This is a genomic window from Oceanobacillus phoenicis, from assembly GCF_047238145.1.
Lineage (GTDB): Bacteria > Bacillota > Bacilli > Bacillales > Amphibacillaceae > Oceanobacillus.
In genome coordinates this window covers 3,813,713-3,830,549 of record NZ_JBDFME010000001.1, presented here as the reverse complement: position 1 = coordinate 3,830,549, position 16,837 = coordinate 3,813,713, and the positions used below count along the sequence as shown (strand labels likewise).

General features: G+C 34.4%; 17 protein-coding genes, 1 pseudogene and 1 riboswitch. Of the genes and pseudogenes, 9 read left to right on the top strand and 9 right to left on the bottom strand.

Going from position 1 to position 16,837, the window contains the following annotated elements:
• Positions 1–596: 596 nt before the first annotated feature.
• A complete protein-coding gene (locus ABC346_RS19260; protein ID WP_413236396.1) occupies positions 597–1,133 on the bottom strand; it encodes a dihydrofolate reductase family protein in 537 nt (178 codons plus the stop codon).
• Positions 1,134–1,239: 106 nt separating this feature from the next.
• Here ABC346_RS19260 and ABC346_RS19255 point away from each other — a divergent pair, with 106 nt between their 5' ends.
• Positions 1,240–2,202 carry a helix-turn-helix transcriptional regulator gene (locus tag ABC346_RS19255; protein WP_413236395.1) on the top strand — a complete coding sequence of 321 codons (963 nt, stop codon included), beginning with the start codon at positions 1,240–1,242 and terminating at the stop codon, positions 2,200–2,202.
• 107 nt (positions 2,203–2,309) lie between these two features.
• Here ABC346_RS19255 and ABC346_RS19250 read toward each other — a convergent pair.
• Both ABC346_RS19250 and ABC346_RS19245 read right to left on the bottom strand, forming a co-directional pair.
• A pseudogene (locus ABC346_RS19250) lies at positions 2,310–2,555 on the bottom strand (hypothetical protein); the annotation flags it as partial.
• 42 nt (positions 2,556–2,597) lie between these two features.
• Positions 2,598–3,053 carry an effector binding domain-containing protein gene (locus ABC346_RS19245; protein WP_413236394.1) on the bottom strand — a complete coding sequence of 152 codons (456 nt, stop codon included), beginning with the start codon at positions 3,051–3,053 and terminating at the stop codon, positions 2,598–2,600.
• 107 nt (positions 3,054–3,160) lie between these two features.
• Here ABC346_RS19245 and ABC346_RS19240 point away from each other — a divergent pair, with 107 nt between their 5' ends.
• Together ABC346_RS19240 and ABC346_RS19230 are read left to right on the top strand one after the other, a co-directional pair.
• Positions 3,161–4,036 carry a helix-turn-helix transcriptional regulator gene (locus tag ABC346_RS19240; protein ID WP_413236393.1) on the top strand — a complete coding sequence of 292 codons (876 nt, stop codon included), beginning with the start codon at positions 3,161–3,163 and terminating at the stop codon, positions 4,034–4,036.
• A gap of 408 nt (positions 4,037–4,444) precedes the next feature.
• Positions 4,445–5,470, top strand: coding sequence for an NAD-dependent formate dehydrogenase (locus tag ABC346_RS19230; protein WP_413236392.1), 1,026 nt, complete (start codon positions 4,445–4,447; stop codon positions 5,468–5,470).
• A 113-nt stretch (positions 5,471–5,583) separates the two neighbouring features.
• Here ABC346_RS19230 and ABC346_RS19225 read toward each other — a convergent pair whose 3' ends face one another.
• Positions 5,584–6,939, bottom strand: coding sequence for a sodium/glutamate symporter (locus ABC346_RS19225; RefSeq protein WP_413236391.1), 1,356 nt, complete (start codon positions 6,937–6,939; stop codon positions 5,584–5,586).
• A gap of 317 nt (positions 6,940–7,256) precedes the next feature.
• Here ABC346_RS19225 and ABC346_RS19220 point away from each other — a divergent pair, with 317 nt between their 5' ends.
• Positions 7,257–8,123 carry an AraC family transcriptional regulator gene (locus ABC346_RS19220; RefSeq protein WP_413236390.1) on the top strand — a complete coding sequence of 289 codons (867 nt, stop codon included), beginning with the start codon at positions 7,257–7,259 and terminating at the stop codon, positions 8,121–8,123.
• Positions 8,124–8,333: 210 nt separating this feature from the next.
• A riboswitch (purine riboswitch) is annotated at positions 8,334–8,434 on the top strand.
• Between the two features lie 98 nt (positions 8,435–8,532).
• Positions 8,533–9,837 carry an NCS2 family permease gene (locus tag ABC346_RS19215; protein WP_413236389.1) on the top strand — a complete coding sequence of 435 codons (1,305 nt, stop codon included), beginning with the start codon at positions 8,533–8,535 and terminating at the stop codon, positions 9,835–9,837.
• A 76-nt stretch (positions 9,838–9,913) separates the two neighbouring features.
• On the opposite strand, the gene ABC346_RS19210 is transcribed toward ABC346_RS19215, so the two are convergent.
• Positions 9,914–11,086, bottom strand: coding sequence for an MFS transporter (locus tag ABC346_RS19210; protein WP_413236388.1), 1,173 nt, complete (start codon positions 11,084–11,086; stop codon positions 9,914–9,916).
• 178 nt (positions 11,087–11,264) lie between these two features.
• Here ABC346_RS19210 and ABC346_RS19205 point away from each other — a divergent pair, with 178 nt between their 5' ends.
• A complete protein-coding gene (locus ABC346_RS19205) occupies positions 11,265–11,966 on the top strand; it encodes a gamma-glutamyl-gamma-aminobutyrate hydrolase family protein (protein WP_413236387.1) in 702 nt (233 codons plus the stop codon).
• 685 nt (positions 11,967–12,651) lie between these two features.
• On the opposite strand, the gene ABC346_RS19200 is transcribed toward ABC346_RS19205, so the two are convergent.
• Together ABC346_RS19200 and ABC346_RS19195 are read right to left on the bottom strand one after the other, a co-directional pair.
• Entirely contained in the window at positions 12,652–13,356 is a 705-nt protein-coding gene (locus tag ABC346_RS19200; protein WP_413236386.1) for a CPBP family intramembrane glutamic endopeptidase, read from the bottom strand.
• Between the two features lie 5 nt (positions 13,357–13,361).
• On the bottom strand, positions 13,362–13,811 hold the full coding sequence (locus tag ABC346_RS19195) for a MarR family winged helix-turn-helix transcriptional regulator (RefSeq protein ID WP_413236385.1): 450 nt from the start codon (positions 13,809–13,811) through the stop codon (positions 13,362–13,364).
• A gap of 257 nt (positions 13,812–14,068) precedes the next feature.
• Between ABC346_RS19195 and ABC346_RS19190 the strand changes: the two genes are divergently transcribed.
• Positions 14,069–14,455: a hypothetical protein gene (locus tag ABC346_RS19190; protein ID WP_413236384.1), complete on the top strand. Its 387-nt coding sequence runs from the start codon at positions 14,069–14,071 to the stop codon at positions 14,453–14,455.
• Between the two features lie 81 nt (positions 14,456–14,536).
• Here the strand turns inward: ABC346_RS19190 and ABC346_RS19185 are convergent, their stop codons facing one another.
• Both ABC346_RS19185 and msrA read right to left on the bottom strand, forming a co-directional pair.
• Positions 14,537–14,974, bottom strand: coding sequence for an SRPBCC domain-containing protein (locus ABC346_RS19185; RefSeq protein ID WP_413236383.1), 438 nt, complete (start codon positions 14,972–14,974; stop codon positions 14,537–14,539).
• Positions 14,975–15,020: 46 nt separating this feature from the next.
• Entirely contained in the window at positions 15,021–15,545 is a 525-nt protein-coding gene (gene msrA, locus ABC346_RS19180; protein WP_413236382.1) for a peptide-methionine (S)-S-oxide reductase MsrA, read from the bottom strand.
• 81 nt (positions 15,546–15,626) lie between these two features.
• Between msrA and ABC346_RS19175 the strand changes: the two genes are divergently transcribed.
• Together ABC346_RS19175 and ABC346_RS19170 are read left to right on the top strand one after the other, a co-directional pair.
• Positions 15,627–16,181: an MOSC domain-containing protein gene (locus ABC346_RS19175; protein WP_413236381.1), complete on the top strand. Its 555-nt coding sequence runs from the start codon at positions 15,627–15,629 to the stop codon at positions 16,179–16,181.
• Positions 16,182–16,198: 17 nt separating this feature from the next.
• Positions 16,199–16,702: a methylated-DNA--[protein]-cysteine S-methyltransferase gene (locus ABC346_RS19170; RefSeq protein ID WP_413236380.1), complete on the top strand. Its 504-nt coding sequence runs from the start codon at positions 16,199–16,201 to the stop codon at positions 16,700–16,702.
• Positions 16,703–16,837 lie beyond the last annotated feature (135 nt).

Here is a 16,837-nt window from a genome sequence, read left to right as displayed (position 1 = left end):
ACTTTTCTTGCTCTGAAAGTTTACTGCTAGTTTCGACTGTCTTCTTTACATTTTCCCTCATTGTAAATAATCACCTTCCATTAAATTAGATAATATATATTACTACACCTAAGCAGATAAACTTAGCAACTATGATAAGCATTGAAATTCTTAAATGCCAAATAAGAAGAAAATGATTCCGGTTAGATAGAGGAGAGGGAGTTAGAAAGAATGTCATCATTTAAACCTTTTTAATCATATTTAAAAGCTCTTTATCTTTTTAAAATACTATTAAATCAAGGTTTGGATGCCCAAAGTCTCTAAAATACGATTGAGTGGGAATAAAGAGCTAACTTGATTTGAAGAGACAACGCCTATTTAACAGCATTAAACCTAATCTAAAACGGATAAAAATGTATAAAAATTTATGGTTCCCTACCAACTTAAATTTTTGGTAGGGAATTTTGTTTTAGTTTTAATTTTTGTAGGATATATTGAATTATCGTGTATAATATTATAAAGCTTTTTTATTCTACAAACGTTTCAGACCGCGGAGGAAGTTTAAAAAGAAACACAGTTCTCCTTATTAGGGTTGTTTATTTGCTAAGCAAGATAATTTACCTTTTAACTTCATATTGCAATTCTACAAATTGATTAAATTTCCTAGTTCCTTTTAACAATAATTCTAAGTGATAATCCCCACTTTTGAATAAAGGAATCCCTTTTCCTATGAGTGTTGGAGCAATGGTTATAATGATCTTATCTACAATATTCTCTTTTAGGAAGGAATATAGCAGTTCCCCTCCTCCAACCATCCAAATATTTTTCCCTTCCTGTTTCTTTAGTTTATTTACAAAGTCCTTAATATTGGGGCTAATAAATTTCACCTGCTCCGTATCAGCAATCGAAGACCTTGTAAACACATAAAAATTTTTATCAGAATTCAGCCAGCTATTGTCACCCTCATGTTTTATAATCCAATCGTAAGTTGTTTTCCCCATTAAAACGGTATCAATCGTGTCAAAAAACTCAGAAGTGCCATTATCCCCTTCTCCCTCTACTTTAAACAACCATTCAAGTGACTCCTCTTTTGTCGCAATATACCCGTCTAAAGTCGATGCAATGTACAATACGACATTTCGATTTTGATTCATAATCATTCTCCTTTCCTTATCTCTAAAATAAGTATATCGTTAAAACACGACATCTATTGTCATATAACTATAATTAATTATTATTTTCACTGAATGGATGGATTTTATGAGAGCGGATAGATTAATGAGTATTATGATCTTGTTACAGAACAGAGGGAAAATGACGGCAAAAGAATTAGCTAATGAACTAGAGGTATCGGATAGAACCATTCTTAGAGATATGGATGCATTAACTAATGCAGGGATCCCAATCGTTTCTCAAAGAGGTAAAGAGGGAGGATGGCATCTATTAGATAATTTTCGGAGTAAGTTAAATGGATTAAACATAGATGACATGAAATCTTTATTTCTTTTCCCTTCTGCAGAATTACTCGAGGATTTAGGGTTAAACAACCTGCTACTTGATACGAGGGAAAAGCTACTTGCAGCTATCCCAGATATTTATCGGGATGAAGCACAAGCAATGTGGGAAAGAATTCATATAGATTCGGGTACCTGGAGACAATCCAAAGAAAAAAAGGATGCTCTTAATATCGTGCAACAAGCCGTTTGGGATAGTAAAAAGCTGAAAATTCACTATGAACAGCTAGGTGGGGAGCAAAAGGAAAGGTTAATTGAACCATTAGGGTTAGTGGCAAAAGGAAATAAGTGGTACCTTGTTGCTACAAGAAATGGAGAACTACGTAATTATAGGGTATCGCGAATACACCATGCAAAAGTTGAAAATGAAACATTTAGAAGACCGCTTAATTTCAATTTGGCCACATATTGGGAACAATCAAAAGTAGAGTTTGTACAAAATTTACCGAAATATGATGTACAAGTAGAAATCCATACAGAAATTATTAATAGAATTAATTTTACAGGTAAGTTTGTTAAAGTTATCAAAACCGAAAACCCAAATAGAGATAAATGGATACCAGCGACTCTAAGATTTAATGATAAGCAAGAGGCTATAGAGTTTATATTGGGATTCGCAAGCAAAATAAAAGTCGTTTCACCAAAAGATCTTCCAGAAAAAGTTGTATCATTAGCCACGTCCGTTATTGATTTTTACAATAATGAATAAAAGGGTTATATTGTAATAATACATGTTTATTTGATACCTCTGTCATTGTGTCTTTTAGCAATCAGGCGCTATTTTTGAAGAGAGTAAATCAACAATTTCATTTCACACTATTTTTTGTTTATCTCAAAGAGTCTATTGGAATAGTTGTAGAGTATCCACATTATTGAAGCCACCACTTGTTCATTTATGTAAGAACAAGTGGTGGCTTTTAAAAAATCATGTTCTTTAGAGACAAGTGGTGTAAAAAATTCAGAAATGACGTTATTCCCTTTATCTTCATAGCCGCAGTCTTTAATTTGTTTTAAGAAAAATTGTTTTTGTACGTCACTGCCAAACATCATTGCCATATTTAATTAGATGCTATTAATTTTTTGGATTACTAACAGATTTATTTATCAATGCTTAATAGGTATCCACAATTCAACTTCAGCATCTGTTGGGTTTCCATTCAAAAGAACTTCCAGAATTTCTTTTCCATTATATTGTGCAGACTGTTCCTCATCTGAAAAAAATGCAACTTCCAGTTGATCGAATAGGAGTCTTGATATGCCATTTTGTGAATTAGACACCAAATAATCTTGTGAACTAATTTTCAATTTCTCATATCCATCTAGATTCTTATCAGATATGACACCGGCAAAATATCTGATACCGTTTTCTTTCGGTATAATAACGGCATAACCCCTTTTATCCTTGGATATCGGCATCAATTCCTTCATCATACCAACCTGAAACAGCTCTTTATAAAAAGCTGTTTTTTCATGTGAGTATTTAGGGTCATTAATTCCTGTTCCTTCCATTTCAATACTTCTTCCAATAAAGTTGCATCCTTCTTTGTGTTTTGTTTGCATATCTATTACCTCCTTAATCGTATGTTATAATAGTAGCAAGTATAATATGGCAACTGTATGTCATATTAAAATAAAAGGATGTGTTTATCATAAAAATAGATAGACATATGGGAATTATCTCGTATCTAATTGACCAGCCCAAAACAACTGCTAAAGAGCTATCTGAAAAGTTTCAAGTAAACAGAAGAACAATTATGAGGGATATAGATGATCTGACTTTAGCTGGAATTCCATTATATTGTAAGAAAGGAAAAAATGGCGGTATCTATTTAATGGATTCTGTTCAAATGAATAAGCCACCTTTATCTAAAAGAGAACTAGAGTCAATCGAGGGTAGTTTGAAAAGCAGGATGCAGGTACTTAACGATGATTCTACTTTTAATGCCATTTTAAAATTAAATAAAATGGAAGACATCTCTGATTTTGAAATTGATCTATCGCTTTCAAAGGGAAATATAGAGTTAAGAAAACTTGTTTTAAATGTACTTAAAGCTATAAGGAACAATCAACTGATTTGTTTTGACTATATTAACTCACAAGGAGAGGAATCAGAGAAAACAGCAGAGCCTTATCGTGTCGTTTTTAAAGACAGAAGTTGGTATATGGATGCTTATTGTTATTCTACGGAACGCTTTAATGTCTACAAGCTTGCTAGAATATCTAATCTAAATACAAAAGGGACATTTTCTAAAAGAGATTATCAACCTATTACTTATAATGGGGGAGAGTGGATGGAGAAAGATAAAATTTCCGTCCAACTGCTTGTAAACAAGATTGTTCTGGATAAATTTCTGGAGTTATTGGGAAAAGAAAGTGTGGAAAAAGTAGATAATACATGGTACAGAGTTGTTTATTCGTTAAAGGATAACGTATTTGGATATAATAAGCTGCTTAGTTACGGAAAATTTGTGAGAGTAGTCTCTCCAGAGACTTTTCGAAACCATTTTATTAAGTATATTGATGAAATAAAGAGTTTTTATTGAATGCAAGGAGCGTTCCAAAGTTAACACGAAAAACGAAATGAAGTAATTATTTCATTTCAAAAGCTAAAATCTTGGTAATCAGCCGGGTTTCCATTCTGCCACGTAACGTTTCATTTACTAACATCTCTTCAAATCAAGTTAGCTTTACATGTCTAGTAAGTGATATAAATAATATTAACCGCGTTATCTATGACGTAAACGAGTAAGCCTCATGGAATAACCAAAAAAGCGACAATTCTTTACATTTTAAAGGATTGTCGCTTTTCGTTTGTGATTTCAACTATTACAGCAATTTAATAAATTTAAGGATAGTTTTACATAGTATGTTTATTTTTGGATATTAGTTGGGAAGAGTGTAATAGAAAATTAAATAGGATCTAAAAATTTTAATAAATGGAGGGATTATTCATGAAGATCCTAGCTCTTTTACCTAAAACTACAAGTGTTACACAATTATTATCTAAGGAAGAATCATTAGGCTTAGAAGATTTTCTGAGAAATACGGAGCATGAAATCACGCTTATAGAAAGCGACAGTGAAGTAGACAATCATATCGAGGATGCAGATGTAATTATTTCATCACCATTTTTACCTGCTTATGTTACAGAAGAAAGAATTGATAAAGCGAAAAATCTTAAGCTTGCTATAACAGCAGGAATCGGTTCCGATCACGTTGATTTAGATGCTGCAATTGACAAAAATATTACTGTAGCTGAAATACCTGGTAGTAATAATGTAAGTGTAGCAGAGCAAAATGTAATGGAAGCATTATTACTATTGAGAAACTATGAAGAAGGTCATCGCCAAGTTGAAGAAGGAGAATGGGACTTACCTAAAGTTGGTGCTAGAGCTCATGATATTGTCGGGAAAAAAGTGGGCATATTTGGTTTAGGTCGTATAGGTGAGCTAACAGCTAAGCGATTGAAACCGTTTGAAGTTGAATTGCAATATCATGATCCATATCGCAAAGAAGAATTGGAAAATGAAATTGGAATTGATTATGTAGATTTTGATACGTTAATTCAAACCTCAGATGTTGTTATTGTTCAATCTCCACTAACGAAAGATACGAAGAATAAGTTTGATAAAAATGTTATCAGCCAAATGAAAGACGATGCGGTTTTAGTTAATTGTGCTAGAGGTGGGATAGTTGAAAAAGATGCCTTAGCTGAAGCAGTAAATAAAGGTGAAATCCGTTATGGTGGGGATGTGTGGTATCCACAACCTGCACCAAAAGATCATCCATGGAGATCGCTTAAACAGACTGGTCTTACTGTTCACTATTCTGGTATGACTGTAGAAGCACAAGAAAGAATTCAAAAAGGGGTTCAGGAAATTTTAACAAGCTTTATGAATAATGATCCGATAAACGATTCATATTTAATCGTAGATAATCATAAAATTGCGAACCAAAGTTATCAGACACAAAGCTAATCTTTATGCTTACAATATAAACCCATAATAAGGCCATTACTTCTAAATTTTTTGAAGCAATGGCCTTAAAAATAGCTAATTTGTTGTACTGTTAAGAAACAAACCGAATTTCTTTAGTTTGATGTCTTCCCGTGTCTACCTTCTCCCCATAACCCTGTTACTTTGTATATACCAATGATAACGGCTGTACCAAGTAAAAGAACTACTGGAATAGCCCATGTAAATCCGAGCGCGAATAGAATTGGAGCGAACGTTACAATGATAATATCGATTGGTGCAACACCTACATAAGCCAGGGCATAGTCTTCTGGTGTACGACTTTTAAGTTCCGGGTCAACAATTCGTAATAGTGCAAGTCCCATAGCGACGGTTCCTGTACTCCAACCCCATCCAAAAATTGACTTCTCTAACCAGAATTCTTTGAATATGTTTGGACCGACGAAGCGAAATAATAGATATGCCCACAATGTTCCAAAAGCAAATAAGAGAATTAATGGTAGAGCGTAATCCATAACCACTGTTATATTAATAGAAGCAATACCAAAAGCAACAAGAAAGTCGGTGGCAGTTCCTCCAATTCGCTCCATCACGCGACCGTCAACATAGTCATCTGATTTTATACGTCGACTAATTGCTTGAAATAATAAACCGAGTATAAAGGCAACGCTGAATAATGGAATAGATATTGCAGGAATTAAATCCGAAAGTGTATTTGTTACCCAATAAGATATTCCAATTATAAAAGTAATAATAGCGAGATGTAATACTAGCGGGTCAATGGAACTTGATGATACGGTTTCTTGTCCCATATGGAATCGTTTTGATTTTGGCATTAGGCCGGATTTTAATTCAGAAGGGAGATCTTTAAAGCTAGTAATGAATTGTGTATGTCCTTTTTCAGTACTATGTTTAATCAGAAATAATCCGCCTAAAACAGCAACTAGTAAACCGACTGTAGCTGATGTCATCCCAAGATCCATTGCTTCTTCCCATCCTGCATGCATCAGACCTTCTCCAAGAGCGGCAGCTGTACCATGTCCACCTAAGAAACCTGCCCCTAATATTAATCCAAACCCATTCGGTAAATCGGTAAATATGGGATTAAGAATAAGCATAGCGAATAGGACACCTATACCCCACATGGATAATGTAAGAATCATAGAGTATGAAAACATATTGCGTACACGATGAAAAACTTCGGATAAACGTACCTTCGCAGCTCCAATTGGTATTGCTGCAAAAATAACGGCAATTAACAAGCTCGGATAAACACTGAATTGTGAAGAGAAAGGTAGAATACCTAATCCACTAGGGCCGAAAGCAAGTCCTAGAAATCCTGCTATCATACTAGCAGGTAAAAATAAGGATTGAATCCACCTCACTTTTGCGCGTAAAATGGTTCCAACTAATAGTAATCCAGAAATAATACTAATATCTATCATTAATGACCAAATTGTAAAATTCTCCATTTCGATAAAATTCCTCCTTCAAGTAAGTTATTGAAAATAGTCTTAAGAGTTTGTTGTATGGATGCGAATTTTAGCCTGCGGTTTTAGGGTTAGAGGAAATAGGGACTATTCATTATATCATATAGGGTACGTTTTACCATACTATCAAAAGAATTCCCAAGCATAATGTTTGATGTAAGGCGGTTTTTACGTTAATAGGAGTCTTAAACTATTCTAATGTTAAGATATAGGATTCGATATAATTTATATAAGAAATGTCGAGTATTATAAAAATAACTTTGTTAGGATATAGGCATGAAAGGATGGGTGAATAGAATATGTTACACGAATTAAATCATGTCATTGATTATATTGAGGAGAATTTAACGAATGATTTACCCTTAGAAAGTATTTCTGCATATGCGGGGGTTTCGGATTTTCATTTTAGAAAGATATTTTTTTATATTGCTGGGGTAACGCTAAATGAATATATTAAAAATAGAAGATTATCTGAAGCGAATAAAGAATTATTAAATGGTGAAAAAGTGACAGACGTTGCATTTAAGTACCGTTACGAATCCCTGGATGGATTTACAAGAGCTTTTAAGAAGTGGAGCGGATTTTTACCTTCTGACGTGATCAAAACCGGTGTAAGTAAATATTTCCCAAAACTTTCATTTGTAATAAATGTAAAAGGAGGGTTATCTATGGATGTTAGAATTGAAGAGAAGCCGGCGTTTAATTTTGTAGGCGTGACGAAAAGGGTACCGATGCAATTTGAAGGTGTGAATAATGAGATCGTAAAGCTTGTCGAAAGTATTACAGATGTTCAAATGGAAGAGATGCATACACTGCAAAATATCGAACCTTATGAAGTGGTAAACGTTTCTTACGATGCCGATGCGAATTTTTTGAAAGAGGAAGGCGATTTAACACATTTAGTAGGTGTGTTAACAACCTCGAATCAAGTGAGCAATCAATTAGAAAAGGTCTCTATTGCTGCTTGTACTTGGGCTGTTTTTCCTAATGAGGGGCCTTTCCCTACAACATTACAGGATACCATGGCAAGAACGTATACGGAGTGGTTTCCTACTTCAAATTATGAAGTAATCGATGTACCATCTTTTTCCTTTACCAAGAGGGATGAGCATAAAGCAGAATATGCTTATAGTGAAATATGGATTCCGGTTAGAAAAAGAAAGTAAACTTCTTTCAAAGCGTTTTATCATAACTTTTATAAAAATAAGTTGTGATAGAGCGCTTTTCTGTTTACAATATAATTTATCATCGATAAAATAAGAGCTAACGTAAATAATAAGAATTTGAAATTTTATAGTAAAACACGAATGTTATTTTTTATAATGAGTTTTTTGTTCGTGTTTTATTGACAATTTTCGATAGTGATAGTAATATAATGATGTAATTGAATAGAAATGCGTATAATTAAGGGGATATGGCCCGAAGTTTCTACCAGACTGCCGTAAATGGTCTGACTACGCAGTATTTATATTCGTATCCTGGTTATTTAAGGTATGAAGATATATTTACTGTTGTAATAGTAGAAGCGCTTGGAGATCCCAGGGGCTTTTATTTATTTTGGGGGGAATTAGAGAAATGAAAAAATATTTTCAATTAGAAGAGTTAGGTACGAATATCCGTAGAGAATTTGTAGCCGGCTTAACAACATTCTTAGCAATGGCATATATTTTATTTGTAAATCCTAATATGCTCAGTGAAACTGGGATGGACGCTGACGCAGTTTTTGCTGCAACAGCAATTGCAGCAGCGATAGGTACATTAGTAATGGGATTAGTTGCGAAATATCCAGTAGCATTAGCTCCAGGTATGGGACTAAATGCATTCTTTACGTATACGGTTGTAATTGGTTTTGGTATACCTTGGGAGACTGCACTTGCAGGTGTATTAGCTTCAGGTCTTATATTTATTGTTTTAACCTTATCCGGTATTCGTGAAAAAGTAATTAACGCAATTCCATCAAGTTTAAAGTTAGCCGTTGGTGCAGGTATTGGTCTATTTATTGCTTTTATTGGTTTGCAAAATGCCAATCTTGTTCAAGCTGACCCATCTACACTTCTAGCATTAGGTGATCTTACTTCACCAACTGTTATGCTTGCGATTTTCGGACTTGTAGTTTCTGTTGTTCTATTAGCTTATGGTGTGAAGGCAGGAATATTTTATGGAATGATTATTACTGCGATCGCTGGAATGATATTTGGATTGATTCAACCACCTACTGGAATCAATGATATTGTCAGTGGAGTTCCAAGTTTAGCTCCTACGTTTGGACAAGCCGTTCTGCATTTTGGTGAGATTTTTACTTTAGAGATGTTAGTTGTTATTTTAACTTTCTTATTTGTAGACTTTTTTGATACAGCAGGTACACTTGTAGCAGTTGCATCAAAAGCAGGAATTATGAAAGATAATAAGCTACCTCGTGCTGGTAAAGCATTATTTTCTGATGCTTCAGCTACAGTGGTTGGGGCAGTTGTTGGTACTTCAACAACTACTGCATATGTAGAATCGACAACGGGTGTAAGTGTTGGAGGACGCTCTGGATTAACTTCTGTGTTTACTGCACTGTTTTTCTTACTAGCATTATTCTTCTCACCTTTATTGGGAGTTGTTACAAGTGAGGTTACTGCACCAGCTTTAATTATTGTCGGTGTACTAATGGTAAGTGCTTTAAAAGATATTCCATGGGATAAATTTGAGATTGCTGTTCCTGCGTTCTTCACTGTATTGATGATGCCATTAACGTATAGTATCGCTACTGGTATTGCGATTGGGTTTATCTTTTACCCAATTACAATGTTAGTCAAAGGGCGAGGGAAAGAAATTCATCCGATTATGTATGGTTTATTCGTCATATTTATTCTCTATTTCATATTCCTAAATTAATTTTAGATACAAAAAGGGTTAACCAAATTTGGTTGACCCTTTTTGTATTGCCTATGATAAAATGTACTACATTAGCCTATTCTGAGCCAGGTGCAGTTAAATCTTTACGGTAATATGCGATATGATAAGTGATTAATAATACTGTACCTATTGCAGAAAGAATACCCATTAATGTATACATCGAACTTCCTCCAAAGACATCAACTAGAGAACCTCCGGCTAATGAACCGATAATACCAGAAAGTCCAAAGTATACCGAGAAAAATACGAGATGACCAGTAGATTGTAAGAAACTTGGAATTAATCGTGTAACATAATCAAATGCTGCGGTATAAAATACACCAAATGTTAGTCCATGTAAGAATTGTAAGCCGATAATCATCATGGGATCCATAGCTGATGCGTATAGGAACCATCTGACTGTATATATAATCGCAGCGATAATAATAAATATTAATGAATGGAACTTTTTAAACCAAAACGCTGCTAATGCAAAGACGACTGCTTCTGAGATAACCCCTGCAAACCAAGCCAATCCAACAAGATTCTCACTTCCACCAAGTTCACTAATATAAAGAGCCATATAGTAATCGTTCATTCGGTGAGTAATCGTAATAAATAAGATAACTCCAAGAAAAAGAAGGAAAGGTTTACTTTTTATTATTTTACCGATGTCATTAAATTTAACTGGTTTGGTATCGGCTTTTACATCTTTTAGAGGGATGAGAGTAAGTAACGCAATTGTTCCAAAAGCTAAATAGACCCAAACCATATATCCAATCCCGAATCGCGCCAATACTTCTCCAACTAGTAAGGATGATAGTGCAAACCCAACAGATCCCCACATCCGAATGGAGCCAAAAGAAATACCTAATTGTGTGGCACGTCGTTGCGCAAAACTATCATTTAAACCACCGATAGGAGCTGCAAAAAAGTAAAACACTGCTCCGAAAATAAGAATAGTATGTAAAGAGGACATTTGGAAAAAGGTAAAGCCAAAAATTAATAAGCCGATGAGGCAAATGAATAGTATTCGTTTTATTGTTTTGAACTTATCACTTAGAAATCCCCAAAATGGTTGCGCCAGTATAGCTGCTAAAGATTCAACGGCAAGCACCCAGCCTATTTGTGTGCCAGACAATCCGCGAGACTGTAGATATAGTGGTAAGAAACTTATCAGAATCGTATTGGATGCATGGTAACTTACAAATAATGTTTTTAAAGGGATTAATGATTTTGTTTTGCTCATATAATCAGATCTCCTTTTCGACTATAAAGTGAAAATTCATTCAGCTAGGGGGATCACTGTCCGCTATGAGCGGGATAACGAATAAACACAACTTACATTACTATATCACTTTTTATAAAAGAGATGTAGAGAATATTATTTAATTTTTGAATAGGGGGAGTTTTAATGAAACCAGTTATTGGTATTACATCATCTATGGAGAACAGATTGTTCCCAATACACCATCAATAATCGTAATATACGGGCAATTGAGATCGCAGGTGGTATTCCTGTCATGCTCCCGTATCTGAAGGGAAAAGAAGATATAAATGACTTGATGAACAAGTTAGATGGTTTGTATTTAACCGGCGGATACGATATTGATCCGACCTTATTTGATGAAGAACCTATACCTGGGCTTGGCACAATTATTCCTGAACGAGATCGTTCGGAAATTGCATTTGTAGAAAAAATGATTGAAACAAACAAACCAATTCTTGGAGTATGTCGTGGAAGTCAATTATTAAATATCGCAGTGGGTGGTACCATGTATCAAGATATTTATTCACAACTAGATACTTCCAATTTATTACAACATCAACAGAAAGCACCATTCGATCATCGGTCACATTTTGTGAATATCAAGGAAGATTCATTATTATATCAATTAACTGGAAAGGAAAAAGTCAAAGTAAATAGTTATCATCATCAGACAAACCATCGAGTTCCTAAAGATTTTCAAATCTGTGCAACAGCAAGTGATGGAATTGTAGAAGCTTTTGAGAGTACAAACCATCGTTTTGTGCTTGGACTACAATGGCATCCAGAGGGCCTTATCGATTATAAAGATGATCCCTCGCTTTCGATTTATCAAGGATTTATCAAAGCGTGTATTGATTAGTAGAGTAATAGGATGGTATTGCCTTGCCTGGGATGGTTAGATGGATATTCCTATTAATATAGCTGGAAAATAGCAAAAAAATTTATTCCTTTGATTTGGAAGTAGGAAACAAAATTAGAGAGATGATGGAGAAATCCGGCTACGTTTCTAAACGGGTGCTTGCACTTTTGTTCTAATCATTTTTTCGGTACTATTAGGAGACTAATTCAAGTCTATTGGCGACAATTATGGGATATAGAAGAAGTTTTAGTAGATAGAGGTGTTCTATAAACGACAATTATGGGATATAGAAGAAGTTTTAGTAGGTAGAGGTGTTCTATAGACGACAATTATGGAATATAGAAGAATTTTTGGTGAATAGAGCGGTTCTATAGACGACAATTATGGAATATAGAAGAATTTTTGGTGAATAGAGCGGTTCTATAGACGACAATTATGGAATATAGAAGAATTTTTGGTAGATAGAGGTGTTCTATAGACGACAATTATAGAATATAGAAGAATTTTTGGTGAATAGACCCGTTCTATTAACAATCATTATGAAAAACAGAAGCAGTTATAGTGAATAGAGCGCTTCTATGTTTATAGGCTTCATCTGTCGATTTCGCTTCATATATGTCAAAAAACTGTTCTTTAAGCTCATAGGCTTGAGCCAACAATGGAAACTTGTGAGTCCATACCTTTATTAACTATGTAACTTAACATATTCACGCTTTTGAATTGGCCACCATATTAAATGGAAAAGCATATGGACAAATATAGCTGCTAATAATCCCCCTTGAATGAAGGCTATCCCAGCGAAAAAACCAACCCAAATGTTACCAACAATTGTATACACATACATAAGAGGTTTTGGTTGTGAGGTAACTAGTTTAATAGACGGTAAATGAACCAAGGCAAATAAGATACTTGAAATGGAAATTGCAAACAATGTACTAAGATGATCACCCATACTCATTAATTGAAACAACCAAATAAATAAGCTAAGTAAGCCCCATCGAAACATAACTTCTTCTACAACTCCACCATAAAATAAACGACTTAAAATACCTGTATTTACATAATGCGTTTCAATTTCCATATAATCTGTTTTTGTTAATCTTGGTACTACATACATATAATAAAACACCAAATGGCTAAGAGAACAGATAACACCTAGTCCTAAACCATATATAAGAATTTGACTAATTTCTATTTGTTGAAGAACATGAATCTTAGGAACAAAATAAGCACCCATCGCTGAAAATACAAGTGCTGTTAAGCTGTGTGCAATTATTCGTTGCCCATCTGTCACATCATCATCTTTTATATGTATTTTTTCCGAATGATACATAAAATAAATGCCTGGCATACAAATGGTAAGCACAATGACTAAATAAATCCAATTCATGGGAACTACTCTCCTTTTGATTTCATTTGTTCTTCCAAAATGACCTCATAGATCTTGTTCACTGCTTGTTCCAATTGACTAATTACTTCGTCATCTAGCTTAGCATAGTATGTTGATACAATTTGCTCATCTACTTTTGCATATAATTCATAAAGTTCTTTACCTTTCAAGCCAAGTGATACAACGATTTCACGTCTTGAGTTAGGATTAATGGATCGCTCGATATAGTGCTCTTTCTCTAATTTACTTAACAACTGGCTAATTGCACTTACAGTCACATTCATCTTTTCAGCCAGTTCACTGACTGTTAATGTATTATGCTGCTGGACATGCTCGATAATTAAGGATTGCTTCGGTGTTAATTTATGTTCAAGTACTTCATCGTAGTGATGTAACAATGCGTAGTTTATTTGATCTAATGTTTGGAAAATTTCATTCATTCGCTTTTCTAGCATAAAATCCCTCACTCTATTTAGTCGTATAAACATTTTAGCTATCTAAAGTGTTTGTTATAAGAATACTATAGCTAAATACACACATTAATGCAAACGCATAGAAGTAAATTTTATGCACTATTCTATTGAGCTCCAGATAGGAATGCTGGTCTTACCATAAACTTTTGATAAAATTGTTTAGTTCAAGAGTAGAACAAATTAATCTTCCTTCACATAAAGAAAAAGACGAGCTAACTGTGAGAAGTGAGATCATTGGAATGGATGATGATAAAGATGGAAGGGATGATGTCCGTGCATGGGTTCGAACTTCAAGATCGACAGAAAAGGCGGTTTTTGTTGCTGCATATTCACATCATTCATATGCTAATAATAAATATATAAACATATCTTTGCCATTACCATTTGGGCATATGACAGGTATACTTCGCTTAGTAAATAATATTGATCATGGATTAGAATTAACAAGTAAAGCTCGCTTGAAAAATAAGGGAGATGAAGGTATTTATTACGTGACAAAATGGTTTACTATTAAACTCCCAATTAGTGAGCATTTTACAATTTGGGAAGAGGAAGATTATTTGAAGGCAAACCATGAAATGTGGATTCTTGGAAAGAAATTCGTGTTTCAACAGAATAAATCTTAGTGAATTAAAGTGATGGTATAAAGAAGAAATATGCGGTATTTAGCATATTTCTTCTTTAGCATTTTTTGAAGAGAATTTCGATTAAAGACCCTCTGATAGATTTTTAATCGTTTGTTTTGCTTCTTCTGCAAACTCTACGGAAGCATCATAATACATTTGTCCATTTTCAATTAGTGAGAAATCACCTATTTCTATAGACAATAATGTATGATCATTATTTTCTTCAATATAGAAATGATAGGCGACTTCTCCTTGTTGTGGTTTCTTTTGCCAACCAGTTCCATGTAAATCAATTACTAATTCTTTCTCTCTTACAGCTTTAATAATTGTTGTTATCGATTGATCTCCGTTAGGTGTATCCCAAATAACTTTGGAACCGGTAGTCATGTTTGTTGTGGGATAGTCTTCCGGTAATTCATCCCATATGGCTACATATTTTGGGTTTGTGAGTACTTCCCAGACATTTGTTGGAGTTGTGTTTATTTGGATATTATCTTGAACCATCAACTTTTTCTCCATTTTTATACCCTCCTAAAATAGATATTATATTGAAGGTGCATATGAATTACTCCCAGTTATCATCGATAAATTCATCTCTACCTGATTTTGCTCGATCCTCTTCATACTCTTCTTTATTCTTTTTATAAAAATCTTGATGATATTCTTCAGCTGGATAAAATGGAGTAGCTGGTTTTATCTCGGTTACAATTGGTTTGGAAAAACGTCCGCTAGTTGCAAGCTCTTCTTTAGACGCTTCAGCTAATCCCCACTGTTCTTTGGAATGGTAAAAAATCGCAGTCCGATATTGTTCTCCTCGATCTTGAAATTGACCTCCATCATCGGTTGGGTCAATTTGCTTCCAATATAAATCAAGTATTGTATTATAATCGATTATCGAATCATCATATGTGATTTCGACAGCCTCATAATGTCCGGTATCCCCTTTTTTTACTTGTTCATAAGTAGGGTTCATAACTTTTCCGCCAGTATATCCTGAAATAACCTGGTGAACGCCATCCCATTGGTCAAACGGCTTGACCATGCACCAGAAGCATCCTCCTGCAAATGTTGCTTTTTGTAAAGTCATCATATCCCTCCTAAAAGATTTTCAAACCGTCGCTTTTTTAGTAGAATAAACTTAATATAACACAATCAAAGATTGGGTGACAGTATGGAAGAACCGTTTGTTCATAAGATTATCAAACAAGGTCAATTAATTGAAAGTGAAATGTATTTATCTAAAAATGGATTTATCGAGAAATTAGAACCTTTAAAAAAGTCAGATGTAGATAAGGCAGTATTTGCTTTTCCTATCAAGCATTATTCAAATACGAGTAACGATACTGTATTTAGTGATAGGGTTGGAGAAAAAAAAGAGAATTTCTCCATATTAGAGATGGACGAGTTTTCTGTTTTTGTCGGTGATATTTATCAATTTGGAGAAGCAACAATACAAGTCTCTCAACCAGGGATTGTGACGCGAGAAGAGGTGGAAAATGGCTATCGCACGGGATGGTACTTTCGTGTGGTTAATGAAGGAAACATTCAAGCGGAAACGGATCTAACCTTACTGGAACGACCTTACCCGCAATTTTCTATTGCAGCTTGTTCAGAAATTATGTATATCAATCGAGAAGATTTATGGGCTGCAGATGAATTGTTTCAATGTGAAGCTTTAGGACTCACGTGGAGAAAAGCATTAAGGAAGCGATTAAGAGGTTATTGAATAGGAGGGAACGTGTTATGAACAACGTACTATATTATTCAAAGATTACTCGCAATAATGGAAGTATATGGATTTTAGGGACCGATGAAGCGATTTACTATATAGGAGGATATAATTCCGGTTTCCATGATTTAACATTATGGGCAAAGAAAAAATATCCTACTTATGAACTTATCCGTGATGATCAAATTGTAGAAAACGCCGTAAAAGAAATGGAGAGTTATTTAGATGGCAAGGTAACAGATTTTTCTTTTGAAGTTGATTATTCTTATGGTACACCTTTTCAACAGAAGGTTTGGAGTGCTCTACAAGAAGTTCCTTTCGGTGAAACGGTTACGTATACTGACATTGCTAAGCACATTGGAAGACCTGATGCGGTTCGAGCAGTTGCAGGAGCAATTGGTGCAAATCAACTGTTAATAGCCATTCCCTGTCATCGCGTTATTGGAAAGAATGGAAAGTTAGTCGGTTATCGAGGTGGCTTAGAAATGAAAGAATCATTATTAAAACTAGAGTCATAGACAGAAAGTCTATGGCTTTTTTTCTTATTTTACAGACACATTTTCCTCATAAAAGTATTCGATAATTAAGGTATTTTGCCTATGTTTGAATGATAACGAGAGGGGAAAAGGTATAGAAATATTTTATCTTTCATA

Excerpts from the sequence above, each read along its gene's own strand:
- ABC346_RS19255 (WP_413236395.1), top strand. The coding sequence starts at position 1,240 with ATGAGAGCGGATAGATTAATGAGTATTATGATCTTGTTACAGAACAGA.
- ABC346_RS19225 (WP_413236391.1), bottom strand. The coding sequence starts at position 6,939 with ATGGAGAATTTTACAATTTGGTCATTAATGATAGATATTAGTATTATT.
- ABC346_RS19210 (WP_413236388.1), bottom strand. The coding sequence starts at position 11,086 with ATGAGCAAAACAAAATCATTAATCCCTTTAAAAACATTATTTGTAAGT.
- ABC346_RS19230 (WP_413236392.1), top strand. The coding sequence starts at position 4,445 with ATGAAGATCCTAGCTCTTTTACCTAAAACTACAAGTGTTACACAATTA.
- ABC346_RS19260 (WP_413236396.1), bottom strand. The coding sequence starts at position 1,133 with ATGAATCAAAATCGAAATGTCGTATTGTACATTGCATCGACTTTAGAC.
- ABC346_RS19175 (WP_413236381.1), top strand. The coding sequence starts at position 15,627 with ATGGAAGAACCGTTTGTTCATAAGATTATCAAACAAGGTCAATTAATT.
- ABC346_RS19245 (WP_413236394.1), bottom strand. The coding sequence starts at position 3,053 with ATGCAAACAAAACACAAAGAAGGATGCAACTTTATTGGAAGAAGTATT.
- ABC346_RS19195 (WP_413236385.1), bottom strand. The coding sequence starts at position 13,811 with ATGCTAGAAAAGCGAATGAATGAAATTTTCCAAACATTAGATCAAATA.
- ABC346_RS19240 (WP_413236393.1), top strand. The coding sequence starts at position 3,161 with ATGGGAATTATCTCGTATCTAATTGACCAGCCCAAAACAACTGCTAAA.
- ABC346_RS19190 (WP_413236384.1), top strand. The coding sequence starts at position 14,069 with ATGGATGATGATAAAGATGGAAGGGATGATGTCCGTGCATGGGTTCGA.
- ABC346_RS19220 (WP_413236390.1), top strand. The coding sequence starts at position 7,257 with ATGTTACACGAATTAAATCATGTCATTGATTATATTGAGGAGAATTTA.
- ABC346_RS19200 (WP_413236386.1), bottom strand. The coding sequence starts at position 13,356 with ATGAATTGGATTTATTTAGTCATTGTGCTTACCATTTGTATGCCAGGC.
- msrA (WP_413236382.1), bottom strand. The coding sequence starts at position 15,545 with ATGATGACTTTACAAAAAGCAACATTTGCAGGAGGATGCTTCTGGTGC.
- ABC346_RS19185 (WP_413236383.1), bottom strand. The coding sequence starts at position 14,974 with ATGGAGAAAAAGTTGATGGTTCAAGATAATATCCAAATAAACACAACT.
- ABC346_RS19170 (WP_413236380.1), top strand. The coding sequence starts at position 16,199 with ATGAACAACGTACTATATTATTCAAAGATTACTCGCAATAATGGAAGT.
- ABC346_RS19215 (WP_413236389.1), top strand. The coding sequence starts at position 8,533 with ATGAAAAAATATTTTCAATTAGAAGAGTTAGGTACGAATATCCGTAGA.